The organism is Streptomyces sp. CBMA291 (assembly GCF_014596525.1).
Taxonomy (GTDB): domain Bacteria; phylum Actinomycetota; class Actinomycetes; order Streptomycetales; family Streptomycetaceae; genus Streptomyces.
This window is the reverse complement of record NZ_MSJP01000054.1, coordinates 1-18241: the sequence shown is the minus strand read 5'-3', so window position 1 is coordinate 18241 and position 18241 is coordinate 1. Positions and strand designations below refer to the sequence as shown.

The window sequence follows — 18241 nt, the reverse complement described above, 5'->3', positions numbered from 1 at the left end:
CCTCCGGAACGCTCCGGCGGCGCCGTCACCGCCCCCATCCGGACCCGCGACTTTTCGTCACCTTGCGCGGCATGACCACAAAAACCTCACAGATACCTCACCATTTGACGCGACGGATGCGTGAACGACCGGCCTTCGAGGGGGATGCCGGCGTGCACGAGGGGGTGCGTCCGCTCCACGGAGCCGTACTCACCCCTGCTCCGGGAGGGGAACACCACCGCATGAAGCGGATCACCAGCACCACACTGCTCGCCACGGGCGCGCTCCTGGCAGGGCTCGTCCTGCCCGCCACGACCGCGCGGGCCGACGACACACCGGCCCGCGTCGACCTGCGGGTCCTGGTCGTCACCGACGGCGGACCCGCCACCCAGGCCATCGCGGCCGAGCTGGAGACGGCGGGGACTCCGTACACGGAGATCGACCTGAACCGCGCCGACCGGCCGGTCATCAACGCCGCCTACCTGTCCGACACCGTCGGCGGCCGCGCACGGGCCAAGTTCCAGGCGGTCGTCCTGCCGAACGACAACCCGTTCCCGGCGAACTCCGCCGAGATGACCGCCCTCGCCGCCTACGAGCAGACCTACGGCATCCCGCAGGTCGACGCGTACACGTACGCCAGGCCCGAGGCCGGACTCCAGTACCCCGTCTACGGCGGCTACTCCGGCAGCCTCGACGGCGTCGAGGCCCAGGTGACCACCGCGGGCCGGAGCGGCGCCTTCGGCTACCTCGCCGGGGCCGTCCCCTTCGAGGACAACTCGCCCACCGTCGGCGAGAGTTACGCCTACCTCTCCACCCCCGTGGCGGGCGCCGACTTCACCCCCTACGTCGAGGCACCCATCCCCGGCACCACCAAGAAGGGCTCGCTGGTCGGCGAGTACCGGCACGGCGGACGCCGCGAACTCGTCGTCACCTTCGTCTACAACCGCTACCAGCAGCAGTTCCGCCTGCTGGCCCGCGGCATCGTCGACTGGATGACCGGTGGCGTGCACCTCGGCGCCTCCCGCAACTACTTCGCCGTCCACGTCGACGACGTCTTCGCCGCCGACGACCGCTGGAACTCGGTGCTCAACTGCACCCCCGGCGACGTCGACTGCACCGACCCCAACGCCACGCCCGACCCGATCCGGATGACCGCCGCCGACGTCGACGCGGCCGTCGCCTGGCAGAACGCCCGGGGCCTGAAGTTCGACCTCGCCTACAACGCCGCAGGCAGCGTCGACTACCGCAACGACAACAACGGCGCCGACCCGCTGGCCGACCGCTTCGTCAACCAGCGCAACGAGTTCCGCTGGATCAACCACACCTACACGCACGCCTTCCTCGGCTGCGAGCAGGACATCTCGGTCGTCCCCTGGCGCTGCGCCACCCTGCCCGGCGGCTCCGTCAAGTGGGTCAGCCGGACCGCCATCTCCGACGAGATCTCCGTCAACCGCGTCTGGGGCCAGACCGCCGGACTGCCCCTGGAGAACGGCGAACTGGTCACCGGCGAACACTCCGGGCTGCGCGTCCTGCCCCAGCAGACCGCCGACAACCCGAACCTCGCCCTCGCCCTCGCCGACAACAGCATCACCTGGCTGGGCTCGGACAACTCCCGCGAGACCGGCCAGCGCCAGGTCGGCCCCGCCACCACCGTCCCCCGCTACCCGATGAACATCTTCTACAACGCGGGCCGGGCCGCCGAGCAGGTCGACGAGTACAACTGGATCTACACCAGCCGCGCCCAGGGCGGCAGCGGGATCTGCGAGGACAACCCCGCGACCACCACCTGCCTGCCCACCCCCCTCGACCCGGCCACCGGCTACACGAACCACATCGTGCCGCTGGAGCGCCGGATCGCCCTCGGCCACGTCCTCGCCAACGACCCCAAGCCGCACTTCATCCACCAGTCGAACCTGGCCGAGGACCGCATCGCCTACCCCGTCCTCGACGGCGTACTCGACACCTACCAGGCCCTCTTCGCCGCCAGCACCCCCGTGGTCAACCTGCGGATGAAGGACATCGGCCGCGAACTCCAGCGCCGCACCGCCTGGCAGACCGCCGTACAGGCCGGCCAGGTCACCGCGTACCGCATCGGCGACACCGTGACCGTCGAGGCCCCGGCCGGACTGAACGTCCCCGCCACCATGCCCACCGGCACCCTCCGCGCGGGCACCGCCTACGCCGAGGCCTACGCGGGCACCCGCTCCGGCTGGACCGCCGCCACCGCCACCCCGCTCACCCTCACCCTGCCCGCCGCCCCCGCCCCGCTCGCGGCGACCGGCGTCCAGGGCCCCGTCCCCGCGCCCGCCCCGGCCGCCCGCGTCCCCGCAGGCGTCCTCGACCCGGTCACGCCCGGCACCGACGGCTGACCCGAACCACCGGCAGTACACCGGCAGTACGAGGTCCCGGCCGCCCCAGGGCGGCCGGGACCGGCAGCACCCTCCCCACCACGGCCGTGGAGCACACACACCCATGCACGTACACCAGGGCGCCCGGCGCGCCGACGCCCCGCGCGTCACCCTGCTCACCGAAGGCACCTACCCGCACAGCCACGGCGGCGTAAGCGTCTGGTGCGACCAGCTCGTCACCGGGATGCCCGACATACGCTTCGACGTCATAGCCGTCACCGGCACCGGACGCGAACCGATCGCGTGGGAACTGCCGGACCACGTCGGCGACGTCCTCTCCGTGCCCATGTGGGGACCCGCCCCCTCCGGCCGCCCCCCGCGCGGCCGCACCGGAAGACGACTCGCCGAGATCTACGAGACCTTCCTCACCGCCCTGCTCGACCCGACGGCCGAAGCGGGCTTCGCCCCCGCCCTGCACGGACTCGCCCGCGCCGCCGCCGACGGAGCCCTCAGCCCCTTCCTCCGCGGCGACACGGCCATCTCCGTCCTCACCTCCGTCTGGTGCCGGCCGGGCGTCCCCGCCGCCGAAGCCCGGCCCACCGTCCACGACGCGCTCACCGCGACCGCCCTCCTGGAACACGCGCTGCGCCCGCTGGCCGCCCCCACGCCCACCGAAGGCGTCGCCCACGCCGTCAGCGGCGGCGTCGCCGTCCTGCCGGGACTCGCCGCCCTCGAACGCCACGGCGTCCCCCTGCTCCTCACCGAGCACGGCGTCTACCTGCGCGAGCGCTACCTCGGCTACCGAACGGCCCCCTACCGCTGGCCCGTCAAGGCAGTCATCCTCGGCTTCTTCCGGCTGCTCGCCGAGGAGAGCTACCGCCGCGCCGCCCTCATCACCCCCGGCAACCGCTACAACCGGCTCTGGGAGGAGGAAGGCGGCGCCGACCCCCAGGCCATCCGCACCGTCTACAACGGCGTCGACCCCGCGGCCTTCCCGCCCGCCGGACCGGAACCCGAGGCCCTCACCCTCAGCTGGGCCGGTCGCGTCGACCCCATCAAGGACCTGGAGACCCTGATCCGCGCCTTCGCCCTCGTCCGAGGACGCCTCCCCGAGGCCAGGCTGCGCCTCTTCGGCGGCACCCCGCGCGGCGGCGAGGCCTACCGCGAGCGCTGCGAGGCCCTCGCCGCCGAACTCGGCCAGGGCGCCCACGTGACCTTCGAAGGACGCGTGGACGACATCAAGGACGCCTACGCCGCAGGCAACGTCGTCATGCTCTCCAGCATCAGCGAAGGCTTCCCCTTCACCCTCATCGAAGCCATGTCCTGCGGCCGGGCCACCGTCTCCACCGACGTCGGAGGCGTCCGCGAAGCCGTCGGCGACACCGGCCTCGTCGTCCCCCCGCGCGACCCCGAGGCCATGGCCGCCGCCGCCCTCGAACTCCTCGCCGACCCCGCGAGGCGCCACGCCATGGGCGCCGCCGCCCGCGCCCGCGTCGTCGAACAGTTCACCCTCCGGCAGACCATCGACACCTTCCGCACCATCTACCACGAACTCGCCCGCGGCCCGGCCCCCGCACCCCCACGCGTCACCCTGCCCGTCCCGGCGGCCAGCGGTGCGGGGAGCTTCGCGGGATGAGCGGTCCGATGTCCCTGGAACCCGGCGGGCCCGAACAGGACACCCTCGCCATCCGCCTGGCGACGCCCCGACCGCGCCGCCCCTTCGGCACAGGAGGCACGGGAGGCACAGGAGGCGCGGGAAACACGAGCGACTCGCCCACCCTCGCGATCCGCATCCCCCGCAAGGGCCCCGACGAGGAAGCCGTCAGCGAACTCGCCGCCGAACTCGCCGACCGGATCGGCCCCGCCGTCCACCCCTACGAGGTGGCAGCCCTCCTCGAAGCCGACGGCCTCTCCGCCTCCCTCATCAAGGAGAAGTACGGCCACCCCACCCTCTTCTCCCTCGCAGCCGCCCTCTACGAACGCGTCCCCCGGACCTTCCCCGAACCACCCCAGGCCCCCGACCCCTGGCGCCCGGACACCCTCCGCTGTCTGCTGCGCGGAGCCCTGTTCGCCCTCCCCGCCCTCGCCTACCTCCTCACCTCGCCCCTCTGGGACGTCACCCGGCACGCCCCCGTCCTCATCGTCGCGGGCACCGTCTCCTGGGCCTGGGGCCAGGCACTCGGCCACCGCGCCCACGTCCGGCTCGTCACCGGCCGCAGGGAAGCCGGCCGCACCCTCGCCGGCGGCTCCGCACTCGGCGCCACCGTCGCCACCGCCCTCGCCGCCATACCCGCGGGCGGCGGCCCCGTCACCGCCGTCGCCGCCGCCCAGTCCCTCTACCTGGCCGCCGCGGGAGTCCTGCTCGTCCTCGGCCGCGAACGCCTGCTCCTCCTCACCCTCACCCCCCTCACGGCAGGCGCCGCCGTCCTGTTCTGGTGGGAACCCGGCGCCCTGATCCGGCTCACCCTGCCCCTGCTCGCGGTCCTCGCCACCCTCGCCGCCGCCGCCCGCGTCCTCGGCGGCTGCCTCGCCGAACCCGCGGCCCCCGGCCCCGACCCCCGGCCCCCGCTGCGCTCCTCCCTCCCCTACGGCCTCTTCGGCCTCGCCGCGGCGATCCTCACCACCCTCGAAGGACGGCACGCCCCCTACGCCGTCATCGCCCTCACCCTCAGCATGGGCCCCGCCGAATGGCTGCTCTACCGCTACCGGGGCTGGTCGGTGACCGCCCTGCGCGCCACCTCGTCACCCACCGGCTTCCTGCTCCGCTCCGGCGGCGTCCTCGGCCTCTGCCTGACGGTCTACCTGCTCCTCCTGCTGCCACCGGCGCTCCTCATCGGCCACGGCTCCGGCACCGCCGCGGCCGCCGTCCTCGGCCTCGCCGCCGTGCTCTGGACCGCCCTGCTCCTCCAGGCCTTCGGCGTCGCCTGGCCACCGGCCCTCGTCTGCCTGACGACCGCCGCCGTGGCCGCCGCCGTCGCCTGGACCACCGGACCACCCGGCCCCGCCGCGCTGCTCCCGGCGATCTGCGCCCCCGCCGCGCTCAGCCTGGTGGCCCTCACGCTCGCCCTCCTCGGGCGGCCCTCGCCCCACGCCTGACCCGGCCGGAACCGGACCGCCGCACCCGGCCGAACGGCACCCCCATGCCCCGAACCAACCCGCTCACACCCCCGTGACCCCGACGAAAGGACCCCCGTCCGTGACCACCGCACCCCTCGCCGCCGTCACCGGAGCCGAAGGCTTCATCGGCTCGCACCTCACCGAAGCCCTCGTCGCCTCCGGCCACCGGGTCCGCGCCATGGCCCAGTACAACTCCTTCTCCTCCTACGGCTGGCTGGAGACCCTCTCGCCCGAGGTCCTCGACCAGGTGGAGATCGTCCTCGGCGACGTCCGCGACCCCGGCTCCGTCCGCGGCCTCCTCGACGGCGCCGACTGCGCCTACCACCTCGCCGCGCTCATCGCGATCCCGTACTCCTACCAGGCACCCCACAGCTACGTGGACACCAACGTCACCGGCACCCTCAACGTCCTTGAGGCCGTCCGCGCCCTGGGCACCCCCCGGCTCGTCCACACCTCGACCAGCGAGACGTACGGCACCGCCCAGACCGTCCCCATCACCGAGGACCACCCCATCAACACCCAGTCCCCGTACGCCGCTTCGAAGGCGGGCGGCGACCGGCTCGCCGACAGCTACCACGCAAGCTTCGACACCCCCGTCGTCACCCTGCGCCCCTTCAACACCTTCGGCCCCCGCCAGTCCATGCGCGCGGTCATCCCCACCGTCATCGGCCAGGTCGCCGCGGGCGAGCGCACCCTCACCCTCGGAGACCTCCGCCCCACCCGCGACTTCACCTTCGTCAAGGACACCGCCCAGGCGTTCCTCGCCGTCGGCACCGCCCCGGCGGAGCGGGTCGTCGGCCGCACCTTCAACGCGGGCACCGGCGGCGAGATCTCCGTCGGCGACCTGGTCCAGCTCATCGGCAAGGTCATGGACGCCCCGCTGGACGTCCGCGAGGACTCCGAGCGGCTGCGCCCCGCCGCCTCCGAGGTCATGCGGCTCGTCGCCGACGCCTCCCGGCTGACCGCCGCCACCGGCTGGCAGCCCGGCCACACGCTGGAGGAAGGGCTCGCCAGGACCGCCGAATGGTTCACCGAGCCCGCCAACCTCGCCCGGTACAAGACCGGCATCTACAACATCTGACGGCCCGCACCCCCAGGAGGTTTGCCATGCACGCTGTGATCCTGGCCGGAGGCAAGGGCGTCCGGCTGCGGCCGTACACCACCGCCCTGCCCAAGCCCCTCGTCCCGATCGGAGACGAACACGCCATCCTGGAGATCGTCCTGCGCCAGCTCTCCGGCGCGGGCTTCACCCACTGCACCCTCGCCATCGGCCACCTCGGCGAGATCATCCGCGCCTACGTCGGCGACGGCTCCCAGTGGGGCATGAACATCGACTACGCCACCGAGGAGAGCCCGCTCGGCACGATGGGGCCGCTGCTCAACCTCAAGGACCGGCTCCCGGAACACTTCCTCGTCATGAACGGGGACGTCCTCACCGACCTCGACTACGCCGACGTCCTGCGCAGGCACCGCGAGACGGCCGCCCCGCTCACCATCGCCACCTACGCCCGCCAGGTCCGCATCGACTTCGGCGTGCTCACCACCGACGCCAGCCGGGTCGTCGCCTTCACCGAGAAGCCCAGCATCGACTACCGCGTCTCCATGGGCGTCTACGGGGTCTCCCGCAGCACCCTCGACGCCTACACCCCGGGCCTCCCGCTCGGCTTCGACGAACTCGTCCTCGACCTGCTGAAGGCCGAAACCCCGCCGCACGCCTACGAGTTCGACGGATACTGGCTCGACATAGGCCGCCCCGACGACTACGACCGGGCCAACGCCGAGTTCACCACCCGCAAGTCCCTCCTGCTCAAGGGAGTCTGAACCACCATGAGGATCCTCGTCCTCGGCGCCGGGGGATACCTCGGCGGACACGTCGTCCGGCGGCTGCGCGCCCGGCCGGGCACCCGGGTGCTCGTCGGAGGCCGTTCCCCGGCCGCCGACGTCACCGCCGACCTCTCCGCCGTCCGCCCGTCCGAACTGGCACGGGCGCTCGCGGCGGTGGCGCCCGACGCCGTGGTCAACTGCGCGGGCGCGACCGGCGGCGACGCCGTCCACCTCGCGGAGGTCAACGCGCGCGGCCCCGCCGTCCTCTGCGCCGCCCTGCGCGAGGCGGCCCCCGACGCCCGGCTCGTCCACCTCGGCTCGGCCGCCGAGTACGGCCCCGGAACCCCCGGCCTGACCGTGCCGGAGACCGCCCCGTGCGCCCCGGCCGGACCGTACGGCGCCACCAAACTCGCCGGGACCGTGGCGGTGACCGCCTCCGGTCTCGACGCGGTGGTGCTCCGGGTGGGCAATCCGGTGGGCGCCGGAGCCCCGCCGGAAGGACTCCCCGGCCGGGTCGCCGGCCTCCTCGCCGGCCTCCTCGCGGAGCCGGTGCCGAGGACGGGACCGGGACCGGGAATGGGAATGGTTTCGGTGGGGGGACTGGTGACCGTGCCGGGACCGAGGACGGGGACGGGCTCGGGGACGGCGACGAGACCGCCGGGCCCCGACGCCGAACTGAGGCTCGGCGACCTCTCCGCCTACCGGGACTTCGTCGACGCCCGGGACGTGGCACGGGCCGTCGAACTCGCCGCCACCACCCCCGGACCACTCCCACCGGTCCTCAACATCGGCGGCGGCCAGGCCCGTCCCGTACGGGAACTCGTCGAGGCCCTGGCCGACACGGCGGGCTTCCGCGGCCGGATCGTGGAGACCGGCGACGGCTCCGCCCGCTCGGCCCAGGTGTCCTGGCAGTGCTCCGACATCACCGAGGCCCACCGGGCCCTCGGCTGGCGCCCCGTCCACTCCCTCGGCTCCTCCCTCGCGGAGCTGTGGGCCGCCCGCCGCCCCGCCCGCGCCCCCGAAGGGGTGGCGGCACCGTGAGCCTGCTCGTCCCGCTGTACGTGCACCCGGCCGAGGACCCGGACGCCTGGCGGCGCCTGATCACGGCCACCGAACGCACCTACGGCGTCGTCATCAACCCGGCGAACGGCCCGGGGGAGACACCCGATCCCGCCTTCGCGGCGGCCGTCGGAGCCCTCCGCAAGGCGGGCGCGCGCCTGCTCGGCTACGTCGACACGGACTACGGCGTCCGCGCCCAGGAGGACGTGATCGCCGACTGGGAGCGCCACCGCGCGTGGTACGGCGTCGACGGCTGCTTCCTCGACCGGACGACCGCGCGCCAGGAAGGGCTCGCCGACTGCCGGCGCCTGGTGCGGGCCCTGCGCAGGGCCGGAGCGGAGACCGTGGTCCTCAACCCCGGCGTCCATCCCGCCCCCGGTTACGCCAAGCTCGCGGACCTCACGGTCACCTTCGAAGGTTCCTGGAGCACCTACGTATCGGGGTTCAGCCGCCCCGCGTGGACGGCGCGACTTCCCGCGGGGCGGATCTGCCATCTCGTCTACGGGGTGCCCCTGCCGCTGGTGCCGCTCGCCGTGCGGACGGCCCGCGAGCGCGGGGCGACGGTCTGCGGGCCGGTCACGGGGGAGTTACCCAACCCCTGGGCGGGACTCACCCCGGCGCTCACGGAGACGGACCGGTGAGCCGCCGCACCCGGCCGGCGCGGACCGCCGCCGTCCTCGCGCTCCTCGCCGTACTCACCGCCTGCTCGGGAACGGCTTCCCCCGGCGGCGCGGAAGGCGCGGGCAGCCCCGGGCCCACCCGGACCGAGGCTCCCCCCGGCACCCCGGACCGCACCGGACCACCCGGGACCAGCCCGCCGACCCCGAAGCCCCCGACCGCCACTCCGAGCGCCGCCACCACCGGCCCGCCGACCACCGGGGGCCCGAGTCCGTCGCCCACGACGGCCCCCCGCACCGGGGAGCCGACGCGGAAACCGGCGAAACCGGGGGCGGCGGCCGGGCGCTGGCGACCACGGCCCGGTCTGACCTGGCAGTGGCAGCTGAACGGAAAGGTCGACCCCTCGGTCGACGTGGCGGTCTACGACATCGACGCCTTCGAGAACACCGCCGAGGACGTGGCACGCCTTCACCGGGCGGGCCGGAAGGTCATCTGCTACGTCAACGTCGGCGCCTGGGAGAAGTACCGGCCGGACCACGCCGCCTTCCCCGACTCCGTCCTCGGCGGGCCGAACGGCTGGAACGGCGAACGGTGGCTCGACATCCGCAGGACCGAGGTGCTGCGGCCACTCATGGAACGGCGCTTCGACATGTGCCGCGACAAGGGGTTCGACGCGGTCGAACCGGACCTCGTGGAGGGATACGCCGCCGACACCGGCTTCCCGATCACCGCGCGGGACCAGCTCCGGTACAACCGGATGATCGCCGAGATCGCGCACGAACGGGGTCTCTCCGTCGGTCTGAAGAACGACCTGGAGCAGATCCCGCAGCTTCTCGACCACTTCGACTTCGCGGTCAACGAGGAGTGCGCGCAGTTCGGCGAGTGCGCCAGGCTCGCCCCCTTCGTGGCCGCGGGCAAGGCGGTCTTCCATGTGGAGTACGAGGAGTCCACGAGCGATTTCTGCCCCCAGGCAAGGGAGTTGCGGCTCTCCTCGATGCTGAAGCGGCTTGAACTGGGGGTGTGGCGCGACCCCTGCTGAACGGGAAGACCTGCCGGACGGAAGGGCCCACCGGGCAGGGAGACCCGGCTGAGACGGAAGACCCGGCGTCACCTCCCCCATGGGGGTGACGCCGGGCCCGTTCACTGGTGTCGCGAGGTCACTTGCCGAGCCACGCGTTGTGGATCGTCACCGCCGACACATTGCCCTGCTTGTCCGTGACCTTGGCGGAGAGGGAGACGCCACTGTCCTTCGCCGGGCTCTTCACGATGGCCAGACCGCCCTGGACCGGAACCGGCTGCCAGGTCTGCCCGCCGTCGTAACTCGCCGACACCGTAAGCGACTTGAGGTTGCCACCGGCCGCCGAGCCCTGCACCTTCAGGGGAACCGGGATCAGCGCCCGCGCCGGGAGGCGCGAGCCGAGGTCCACCGGGGCGGCGAACCGGACGGTGGACACCGGCAGCGCCGTGGTGGCCGCGACCCGCTTCGAGCGGAACGTGAAGTCCGTCTCGACCCGGGTGGACACCGGGGCGATGCCCGCCGGGCGCTCCACCGAGGTCGTCAACCGGTAGGCGGCGTCGTCCGCGCCGACCGTGAAGGGCTCCCAGCCGGTCAGCGGGTCGCTGTTCTCGCCGACCTTGACCCCGTCGCGGTAGAGCGTCGAGGTGACCGGGCCGAACGGAGCGGAGCCCGGGTGGCCCTGGCCGTCGGCGAACAGCGAAAGGGATCCGACGATCTGCTCGGCACCCGTCTCCGGGTCGGGAGCGGTACGGAAGACCCCGGAGTTCTCGTCCAGAAGAGGACCGAAGACACCCGTGTTGAACGTCTCCTGATAGGTCCGGCCGGCCTCGTAGCGCTTGGGCCGCGCCATCGCGTGGTCGCCCTCCCAGGCGGGGTAGCCCCACTCGTCGGGCTCGCCCGCCTGCGTGCTCCTGGTGAGCCAGCTGACGTTGTCACCGGTGGAGACGTAGAAGGTACGGGTGCCGGGCGCGGGCTGCGGCGCGGAGAAACCGTTGCCCTCGGGCGCGCCGGGCAGGTGCGCGAACGGCGAGGTGAGAGAGGTCTTGCCGGGCGCGGAGGCACCGAGACGGACCTTCAGCGTGGCCAGCTCGTTCGCCCGCACGTGCTTGGTGTAGCCGGTCGCGAGCGTGTTCGTCGCACCGCCGTAGGCCACCGAGTACTGGCTGGTGGCGTCCTTGAGGAAGTGCGCGTCCCAGGTCTGGAGGAGCGAGCCGTCGGTGACGGCGGGACCCAGGTGCGCGGTACGGAAGCCGGTGAAGCCCCGCAGGACCCAGCCGTTGCCGACCCGGCCGATGTCGGTCGCGCGCTCGTAGTACGTACCGGCGTAGTCCGCCTGGTCGATGCCCGGCACGGTCAGGTCGACGGGCTTGGTGGTACGGGCGTCCGCGACGAGCGTGGTGTCGCCGGTGATCTCCAGCTTCGGCTGGGCGATCCAGTCGGTGCCCTGGGTGTAGTCCGACGGATCCGCGTAGACGGCCGTGTTGAAGGTGTACGAGCCCTTGGGCACCCGGAGGGTGCGGCTGCCCGACTGGTCGTCGATCCGGCCCTGGAAGTGCGCCGCCGGACCGGCGACGCCGATCAGGTCGTTGGCGAAGAAGGCGGCGTCGGCGCCGTCACGGCCCAGGGTGCGGATCGTGACGTCGTACGACTCCTCCTCCCGGACGGCCACCGCGGCCGTCCGTACCGACTGGCCCGCCGCCGTGGCGGTGACGTAGCCGGAGAAGGCGCCGTCGGTGTCGCCGACACGGGTGTCGGCGACGAGGTCGACATCGGCCGTGCCACCGGCGGGCACGGTCACCTGGGAGGCGCCGAGCGAGAAGAAACCGGCCGGGGCGGGCTTGCCCGCCGGGTCCAGGGTGGCCACCGACAGATCGAGGGTGACATCGGCGCTGCCGAGGTTGCGGTAGGTGACCTTCTTGGTGGCGGGCGTGTCGTCCTGGTGCGGCCACCGGGCCGTCCCGTAGTTCAGCGAGACCTGCTCGGTGATCACGCTCTGGCCGAGGGCCTTGTCGACCTGGACCCGGCCCGAACCCTGCTGGAACGCGGTGTACGCGCCACCCCGCGTGGAGCCGGTCAGCGCGCCCTTCAGCTCGGCGGGCTTCCACAGCGGGTGCCGCTGCTTCAGGATCGCGGCGGCGCCCGCCACGTGCGGGGTCGCCATGGAGGTGCCGTCGAGCTGGAGGTAGCCCGGGGCGGGGTGCGGCCTGCCCGGCTCGGTGTCGATGGTGCTGCCGGCCGCCGCGGCGGCGGCGATGGCCACGCCGGGAGCGGTCAGGTCCGGCTTGACGGCGCCGTCGCCGACGCGCGGCCCGATGCTGGAGAACGGCGCCAGCTTGTCGTCCTTGTCGACCGCGCCGACGGTCAGTGCGGAGTCCGCGCTGCCGGGGGAGCCCACCGAGGAGGCGCCGTACTCTCCCTCGTTGCCCGCCGCGACGGCGAACAGGATGCCCTTCTCGGCCGACAGCCGGTCGACGGCCGCTTCCAGCGGGTCGGTCCCGGGGCTGTCGGGGCTGCCGAGGCTGAGGTTGACGACATCCGCGCCCTCGGCGGCGGCCCACTCCATGCCCGCGATGATGCCGGAGTCGTCGCCGTAGCCGTCGTCGTCGAGGACCTTTCCGCTGAGCACCTTGGCGCCGGGCGCCACGCCCTTGTACCGGCCGCCGGACTTCGCTCCGGTGCCCGCGGCGATCGACGCGACGTGCGTGCCGTGGCCGACCCGGTCGACGGCGTCGGGCGAGGAGGAGAAGTTCCGCTCGCCGACGACCTGGGTCGCCAGGTCCTCATGGGTCTTGTCGACGCCCGTGTCGAGGACGGCGATCTTGACGCCGGTTCCGTCGTACCCGGACTCCCAGGCCTTGTCGGCGCCGATCTGCGTGACGCTGCGGTCCAGACGCGCGGAGCGGACCCCGTCGAGCCAGACCGTGGCGATGCCTGCGGCGGCGGTGCGGGCACCGCTCTTCTGCCGGTTGGTCAGCGCTTCCCAGACCTTGGCCAGATCGTCCTGGGAGGCGGTGACGGCCTCGGCGCCGAGCGTCGGGAACGTGCGCCGCACCTCGGTGTCACCGGCCGCGCGGACCTCGGCCCGCGCGGTGGCGGCGCCTCCCGCGTACCGCACGATCAGCTTGAGCCCGGAGCCGTGGCTCTTGCGCAGCCGGGGGTCGCTGAGGACGCCGAGGTCGAAGAGCCGCTGGTCGAGCCGGCCCGAGGCGAGCAACTGCCGGGCGTCACCGGGCACCACCAGGGTGCGGTCGCCGACGCGCTGGACCTGTACGGGTATGTGTTCACGGCCGGGTGCGGGCTCGAAGCCCACCATGCGGCCCTGGGCGTTCACCAGCACACGGTCGCCCGTGACGAGCGGAATCCGCTGGTCGCCGGAGACACGTGTGAGGTCGGACGGGGCCGCCGTGCGGGTGACGACCGCCGTCGCGGGGCCGGTCATGCCTGCTGCCAGGGCCACCGATGTGGCCGCTGCGACGGTGAAGGCGTGTGCTCTCTTCACATGTGCGCGCAAGTCTCCCCCAGGAGCTTGGGAATGGGTGTGGAGTGGTCGATCCGGCCGGGACGCGTCGTGGCGCCCGTCACCGGTCAGCGCAGTATGTGAGGGCCGACGGCGGACGATCAACGCCGGTCAGGGCCGGGGGAGTCGGGATCTCCGGTTTCCGGCCACGGCCGGACCGCGCAGTGCGATGGGACGACGACGGGTCTGTGACCGCACGATGACACCGCTGCGATTCCTCCGCGACGGCGGCGCGGACCCGCCGCCTCGGATCGCGCTCAGGGACGGGCCGCACGACGTTTCCGCCCGTCGGAGCCGGTACGGCCGAGGCGCGTTCCCCGAGTTGGCTGTAACCGGCCCAGGGGAAACCCGGTGAAAAGAGACATGAGCCCTGCCGGGAGTGGGAGCGGGAGCGGATGCGCGGCCCGGGAGAAGGGAGACGGCGGGTTTCCCTTGCCCGCGCGGGAAATGGCGGTGTCCGGCTTCCCGAGTCCTTCACCCCCTTCAAAGAACCCGTCGTACACCGAAAATATTCTTTCGCGCCCCTCTTCCACCTGCTTTCCCCTATGGCTTTTTGATGGCATATCGGCAGGTGGGGGACGGTAGGGGAGGGAATGCGTGGATGTTCTCCAGGCTTAATTCCAGGGAACTCGAAGGGAAATGGAACCGGGCAATCCCCCGTCGGGCGAAAGAGAACGATACCGAAGGCCACGGGAGACCCGCTGTTCTCGGAGTGAGCCGGAAGAGCCGGACTCTCCGGACCCGTGAATCCCGCAAGGAGCCCTGTGAACTCCCGTCTGTCCTGCCTGTCCCACCTGCCCTGCCTGTCCCGCCGGACCGTCCGCACCGCCACCGTCGCCGCCATCGCCGTGGTCGTCCTGACGACCACCGGCCTCGCCACCCCCGCGTCCGGCCTCGTATCCGGCCCGGCGCCCATGCCCGGCCCCGTACCCATGCCCGTACCCATGCCCGGCTCGGCGCTCATACCCGCGCCCGGCCGTGCGCCCCTGTCCGCCGTCGCCGGACAGGGGCTGTGGAGCATCGCCCTCGACGGCGTCGACCCCGCGCACCGCGCCCTCTCCGCCCGCCGCACCGCGCCCTTCCGCATGGTCGGCCTCACCTGGTCCGACCCTCGTGCGGTACTCGACGGCACGGCCCAGGTGCGCACCCGCGACCGGCGCACCGGCATCTGGTCGGTCTGGCGCACCCTCGACCCGGACGTCCGGACCCCCGAGTCGGGCCCCGACGCCATCGGGACCAGGGCGGGAACCCAGCCGCTCTGGACCGGCCTCTCGGACGGCGTCCAGGTCCGGGTCGCCGCCGGGGTGCGACTGCCCGAGGGGCTGCGGGTGGAACTCGTCGACCCGGCCGGCTCGGGGACCCGCCCGGGGGCGCGGATCGCCGCGCCGCGCAGAGCGGGGCGGCCTGCCGTCATACCGAGGTCCGGCTGGGGCGCCGACGAGTCGCTGGTCCTGGCCCGACCGAGGTACACGGCGGAGACGAAGGCGGTGTTCGTCCACCACACCGCCGGGACCAACCGCTACAGCTGCGCCGAGTCCGCCGACATCATCCGCTCGATCTTCCTCTACCACGTGCGGGGGCAGCGCTGGAACGACATCGGCTATCAGTTCCTGGTCGACAAGTGCGGCACCGTCTTCGAAGGCCGTGCGGGCGGAATCGACAAGCCGGTCCTCGGCGCCCACACCTACGGCTTCAACGCCGACACCACCGGCATCGCCGTCCTCGGCGACTACGGCGCCGCCGCCTCCAACCCCCGGATACTCGACGCCCTCGCGGACGTGGCCGCCTGGAAGCTCGGTCTGCGCGGGCACGACCCGGCGGGCACCGTCAACCTGGTGGCGGGGGCGGACAACGGCCTCTACCGGCGGGGCCAGATCGTCCGGATGAAGCGCATATCCGGCCACCGCGACGGCTATCCGACGGAGTGCCCCGGCAGGAACCTCTACGCGGACCTGTCACGCATCCGAAGGCTCGCGGCGAAGAAGGCACTCCTGGCGAAGAACGCCCTCCCGGCCCCGTCCCGAGGCCTTGCCGCGAAGAACACCTTCCCGGCCCCGCCCCGTTAGCCCCGCCGACGACAGGGGAGGAGCCGGAGCCCCGGCAGCCGCCGCTACTCGTGCTCCCCGTCGAAGGAGCCGTGCCGTCCCCGCCCCGAGGCGAACCGCGCGGCTCCCTCGGCCGTCTCCCCGGCGGCCAGCGGCACCATGCCATGGCGCAGCTCCGCCGCCAGCGCCTCGGCCTCGGGCAGCCCGTGCTGCTCCCGTACGGACAGCCGGTCGTGCCGCAGGCACGACTGCGGGAACGCCGCGATCTCCCGGGCCAGTTCCTCGGCGGCGGCCCGGGAGCCGCCCGGCGGGACGAGCCGGTTGGCGAGGCCGATCGCGTACGCCTCGGACGCCGGTACCGGACGGCCGGTGAGGACGAGGTCCATCGCCCGGCTCTCCCCGATCAGCCGGGGCAGCCGCACCGTGCCGCCGTCGATCAGCGGCACGCCCCACCGGCGGCAGAACACCCCGAGGACGGCGTCCTCCTCGACCACTCGGAGGTCGCACCACAGCGCCAGTTCCAGCCCACCGGCCACGGCGTGCCCCGCGACGGCCGCGATGACCGGCTTCGACAGGGAAAGGCGGGTCGGCCCCATCGGACCGTCCCCGTCCGGCGCCACCCGGTTCCCCCGCTCCGTACCGATCGCCTTGAGATCGGCCCCCGCGCAGAAGGTCCCGCCCTCGCCCCACAGCACGGCGACCGAGGCGCCGGGATCGGCCTCGAACGCCCGGAAGGCGTCGGCGAGCAGCAGGGCGGTGGGCCCGTCGACGGCGTTGCGCGCGGCGGGCCGGGACAGCACGACGGTCGTCACCGCCCCGGTCCGCTCGACACGTACGGAAGGCGGCGCGGAGTCATCGGTCATGGGCGCATTCTGGCGGGCGGACGGCGGGCGGACCAGAACCCGGCGGACCGGAACGCGGCGGACCAGGACCCGGCGGACCCGGGGACCAGCGGTGGGCCCGGGGATCAGAGCATGAGCAGAAGGCGGGTGTTCGTCACCAGCTTCCGGTTCACGCTGGTGCTCTGGACGAAGATCGTGAAGTCGTCGTTGTGGTCGGGCTTGACGCGTGCCTCCGCGTCGGGCAGACCGAGCAGCGCCCGCGCCTCCGGCCCCTCGTACACCCGGTCGGTCCCCTTCTCCAGGACCGCGATCCGCTTCCGCGCCTGGATCTTCTCCGCCTTGCTCAGCTGGTAGAACGCGCCCCCGGAGCGGTAGGCGCGTCCGCTGGCAACGACCCAGTCCCGGATCGCGACGGCGTCGGTCACCGGGATCAGCTCGTACGCCTCCTGCTCCATCGGGGTGAGCCCCGCCGCCTCGATGGTCTCCTTGTTGACCGCGTCGGCGCCCGTCGAGAACACCGCCCGCGAACCCCGGATGCCCTTGGTCCGCCCGATCATGAACTTCTCGGTGGCCTCCTGGATGACCTGGCCGGCCTCTTCGAGACCCCGGGTGCTCGTGGCGTCCCAGACGGCGACGTTGTCCTCGGGGAAGCCGCACCGGACGGCCTCCTGCCGCCCCCTCCGGTCCGGCACCAGGACGGCCAGCGTCCAGTTGTCCCGCTGCGCCCGGATCATCGAGGCGACGGCCTCGGTCATCCCCTCCGGCCCCCTGTCGCCGGCGTCCCGGCAGCGGTGGCTCGCGTTCTCCTGGCCGTCGGTCAGGATGAAGGTGAGGAAACTGTGGTCGCCGTAGAGCTGCGCCGTCTCCGCCAGTTCGTGCTGCGACTTCAGGGCCGCCGCGAGCAGCGCCGTCATGCCGCCGACCCGGTACAGCCGCTTCAGGGACGGCATCCGCAGCACGTCCTTGTCGTAGATGACGCACTCCACCTGGTCGGCGAAGGCGTACACCGTGACGCGGGTCTCCTGGTCCAGTTCCCTGGACCGGCGGGCCAGATAGGCGATCTGCCGGTCGGCGACCTCGACGACCTTGTGGCTCAGACCGGCCATGGACGAACTGGCGTCCAGGACGAGGGCGACGTGGTTGATGTAGTTCTGGTTTCCGGACATGGCGGGTCCCCCCTGGATCCGTCTGGATGATGCTTCCAGCCTGTCACCCACCACTGACAACGAGCCGTCGCGCGAGACCGGCGAGCACGCCGCACCAGACCTCTGCCGCGCTGGACCCGTTGCTCGGGCCCCGGCACCCCACCCCTCACCCTCCCGGCTTGATCCAACTTGCCCGAATTCGCGTGTTCGAATTTATGTTCGATAGATTCGAGAGGGGAGGGAGAAGGAGCCGGCCGGCCGGTGCCATGGACCCGGGGGACACGAGAAAGGAGGGAAGCGTCGATGCGCGGGATTCCCCACCTGCATGTGAGCAGCGGTTTCTCGGCCCGCTTCGGGGCCTCGCACCCGGCCGACCTCGTCACCCGGGCCGCCGAGCGCGGCATCGGGACGCTGGCGCTGACCGACCGCGACACCGTCGCCGGGACCGTACGGTTCGTGAAGGCGGCCACGGCGGCCGGAATCCGCCCGGTGCTCGGCGTGGACCTCGGCGTCGCCGCCCGTGAGCCCGCACCGGCCGGGCGCCGCCGGACCCCGGTGCGCGGCGGCGCCCACGTACCCGAGGCACCCCACCGGGTCACGCTCCTGGCGCGGGACGCGTCGGGGTGGGCACGGCTGTGCCGCCTCGTGTCCGCCGCGTACACCGACGCCGCCGCGAGCGGCGGACCGGTCGCGGCCTCCGGTGACCTGCTCGCCGCGCACGCGGGCGAG

At 73.0% G+C, this 18241-nt stretch carries 13 protein-coding genes; 10 read left to right on the top strand and 3 right to left on the bottom strand.

What is annotated here, in order from left to right:
• The first annotated feature begins 221 nt into the window (after positions 1-221).
• The 8 genes from BU197_RS14890 to BU197_RS14855 all read left to right on the top strand — a co-directional run bounded on the left by BU197_RS14890 (position 222) and on the right by BU197_RS14855 (position 9984).
• Entirely contained in the window at positions 222-2348 is a 2127-nt protein-coding gene (locus BU197_RS14890) for a hypothetical protein (protein ID WP_188268762.1), read from the top strand.
• A gap of 103 nt (positions 2349-2451) precedes the next feature.
• Positions 2452-3963, top strand: coding sequence for a GT4 family glycosyltransferase PelF (gene pelF / locus BU197_RS14885; protein ID WP_188268761.1), 1512 nt, complete (start codon positions 2452-2454; stop codon positions 3961-3963).
• Positions 3960-5423, top strand: coding sequence for a hypothetical protein (locus tag BU197_RS14880; protein WP_188268760.1), 1464 nt, complete (start codon positions 3960-3962; stop codon positions 5421-5423). The genes pelF and BU197_RS14880 overlap by 4 nt, the downstream gene beginning before the upstream one ends.
• 100 nt (positions 5424-5523) lie before the next feature.
• Complete coding sequence (locus BU197_RS14875) at positions 5524-6525, top strand: GDP-mannose 4,6-dehydratase (protein ID WP_188268759.1); 1002 nt, start codon at positions 5524-5526, stop codon at positions 6523-6525.
• A 26-nt stretch (positions 6526-6551) separates the two neighbouring features.
• Positions 6552-7265, top strand: a complete 714-nt coding sequence (locus BU197_RS14870; protein WP_188268758.1) for an NDP-sugar synthase — start codon at positions 6552-6554, stop codon at positions 7263-7265.
• A gap of 6 nt (positions 7266-7271) precedes the next feature.
• Positions 7272-8309: an NAD-dependent epimerase/dehydratase family protein gene (locus tag BU197_RS14865; RefSeq protein ID WP_188268757.1), complete on the top strand. Its 1038-nt coding sequence runs from the start codon at positions 7272-7274 to the stop codon at positions 8307-8309.
• Positions 8306-8968, top strand: a complete 663-nt coding sequence (locus BU197_RS14860) for a spherulation-specific family 4 protein (RefSeq protein ID WP_188268756.1) — start codon at positions 8306-8308, stop codon at positions 8966-8968. The genes BU197_RS14865 and BU197_RS14860 overlap by 4 nt, the downstream gene beginning before the upstream one ends.
• Positions 8965-9984: an endo alpha-1,4 polygalactosaminidase gene (locus tag BU197_RS14855; RefSeq protein ID WP_317452093.1), complete on the top strand. Its 1020-nt coding sequence runs from the start codon at positions 8965-8967 to the stop codon at positions 9982-9984. Before BU197_RS14860 ends, BU197_RS14855 begins: the two co-directional genes overlap by 4 nt.
• Before the next feature lie 118 nt (positions 9985-10102).
• Here BU197_RS14855 and BU197_RS14850 read toward each other — a convergent pair whose 3' ends face one another.
• Positions 10103-13462, bottom strand: coding sequence for a S8 family peptidase (locus BU197_RS14850; protein WP_188268755.1), 3360 nt, complete (start codon positions 13460-13462; stop codon positions 10103-10105).
• A 782-nt stretch (positions 13463-14244) separates the two neighbouring features.
• Between BU197_RS14850 and BU197_RS14845 the strand changes: the two genes are divergently transcribed.
• On the top strand, positions 14245-15546 hold the full coding sequence (locus tag BU197_RS14845) for a peptidoglycan recognition protein (RefSeq protein WP_317452094.1): 1302 nt from the start codon (positions 14245-14247) through the stop codon (positions 15544-15546).
• A 44-nt stretch (positions 15547-15590) separates the two neighbouring features.
• Here the strand turns inward: BU197_RS14845 and BU197_RS14840 are convergent, their stop codons facing one another.
• Positions 15591-16388: a crotonase/enoyl-CoA hydratase family protein gene (locus tag BU197_RS14840; protein WP_188268754.1), complete on the bottom strand. Its 798-nt coding sequence runs from the start codon at positions 16386-16388 to the stop codon at positions 15591-15593.
• A 104-nt stretch (positions 16389-16492) separates the two neighbouring features.
• Positions 16493-17533, bottom strand: a complete 1041-nt coding sequence (locus BU197_RS14835) for a vWA domain-containing protein (protein ID WP_188268753.1) — start codon at positions 17531-17533, stop codon at positions 16493-16495.
• A gap of 282 nt (positions 17534-17815) precedes the next feature.
• On the opposite strand from BU197_RS14835, the gene BU197_RS14830 reads away from it, so the two are divergent.
• Positions 17816-18241, top strand: a 426-nt coding sequence (locus BU197_RS14830) for a PHP domain-containing protein (protein WP_188268752.1), incomplete at its 3' end; no start/stop codon positions are given.

Excerpts from the sequence above, each read along its gene's own strand:
- BU197_RS14890 (WP_188268762.1), top strand. The coding sequence starts at position 222 with ATGAAGCGGATCACCAGCACCACACTGCTCGCCACGGGCGCGCTCCTG.
- pelF (WP_188268761.1), top strand. The coding sequence starts at position 2,452 with ATGCACGTACACCAGGGCGCCCGGCGCGCCGACGCCCCGCGCGTCACC.
- BU197_RS14880 (WP_188268760.1), top strand. The coding sequence starts at position 3,960 with ATGAGCGGTCCGATGTCCCTGGAACCCGGCGGGCCCGAACAGGACACC.
- BU197_RS14870 (WP_188268758.1), top strand. The coding sequence starts at position 6,552 with ATGCACGCTGTGATCCTGGCCGGAGGCAAGGGCGTCCGGCTGCGGCCG.
- BU197_RS14865 (WP_188268757.1), top strand. The coding sequence starts at position 7,272 with ATGAGGATCCTCGTCCTCGGCGCCGGGGGATACCTCGGCGGACACGTC.
- BU197_RS14840 (WP_188268754.1), bottom strand. The coding sequence starts at position 16,388 with ATGACCGATGACTCCGCGCCGCCTTCCGTACGTGTCGAGCGGACCGGG.
- BU197_RS14835 (WP_188268753.1), bottom strand. The coding sequence starts at position 17,533 with ATGTCCGGAAACCAGAACTACATCAACCACGTCGCCCTCGTCCTGGAC.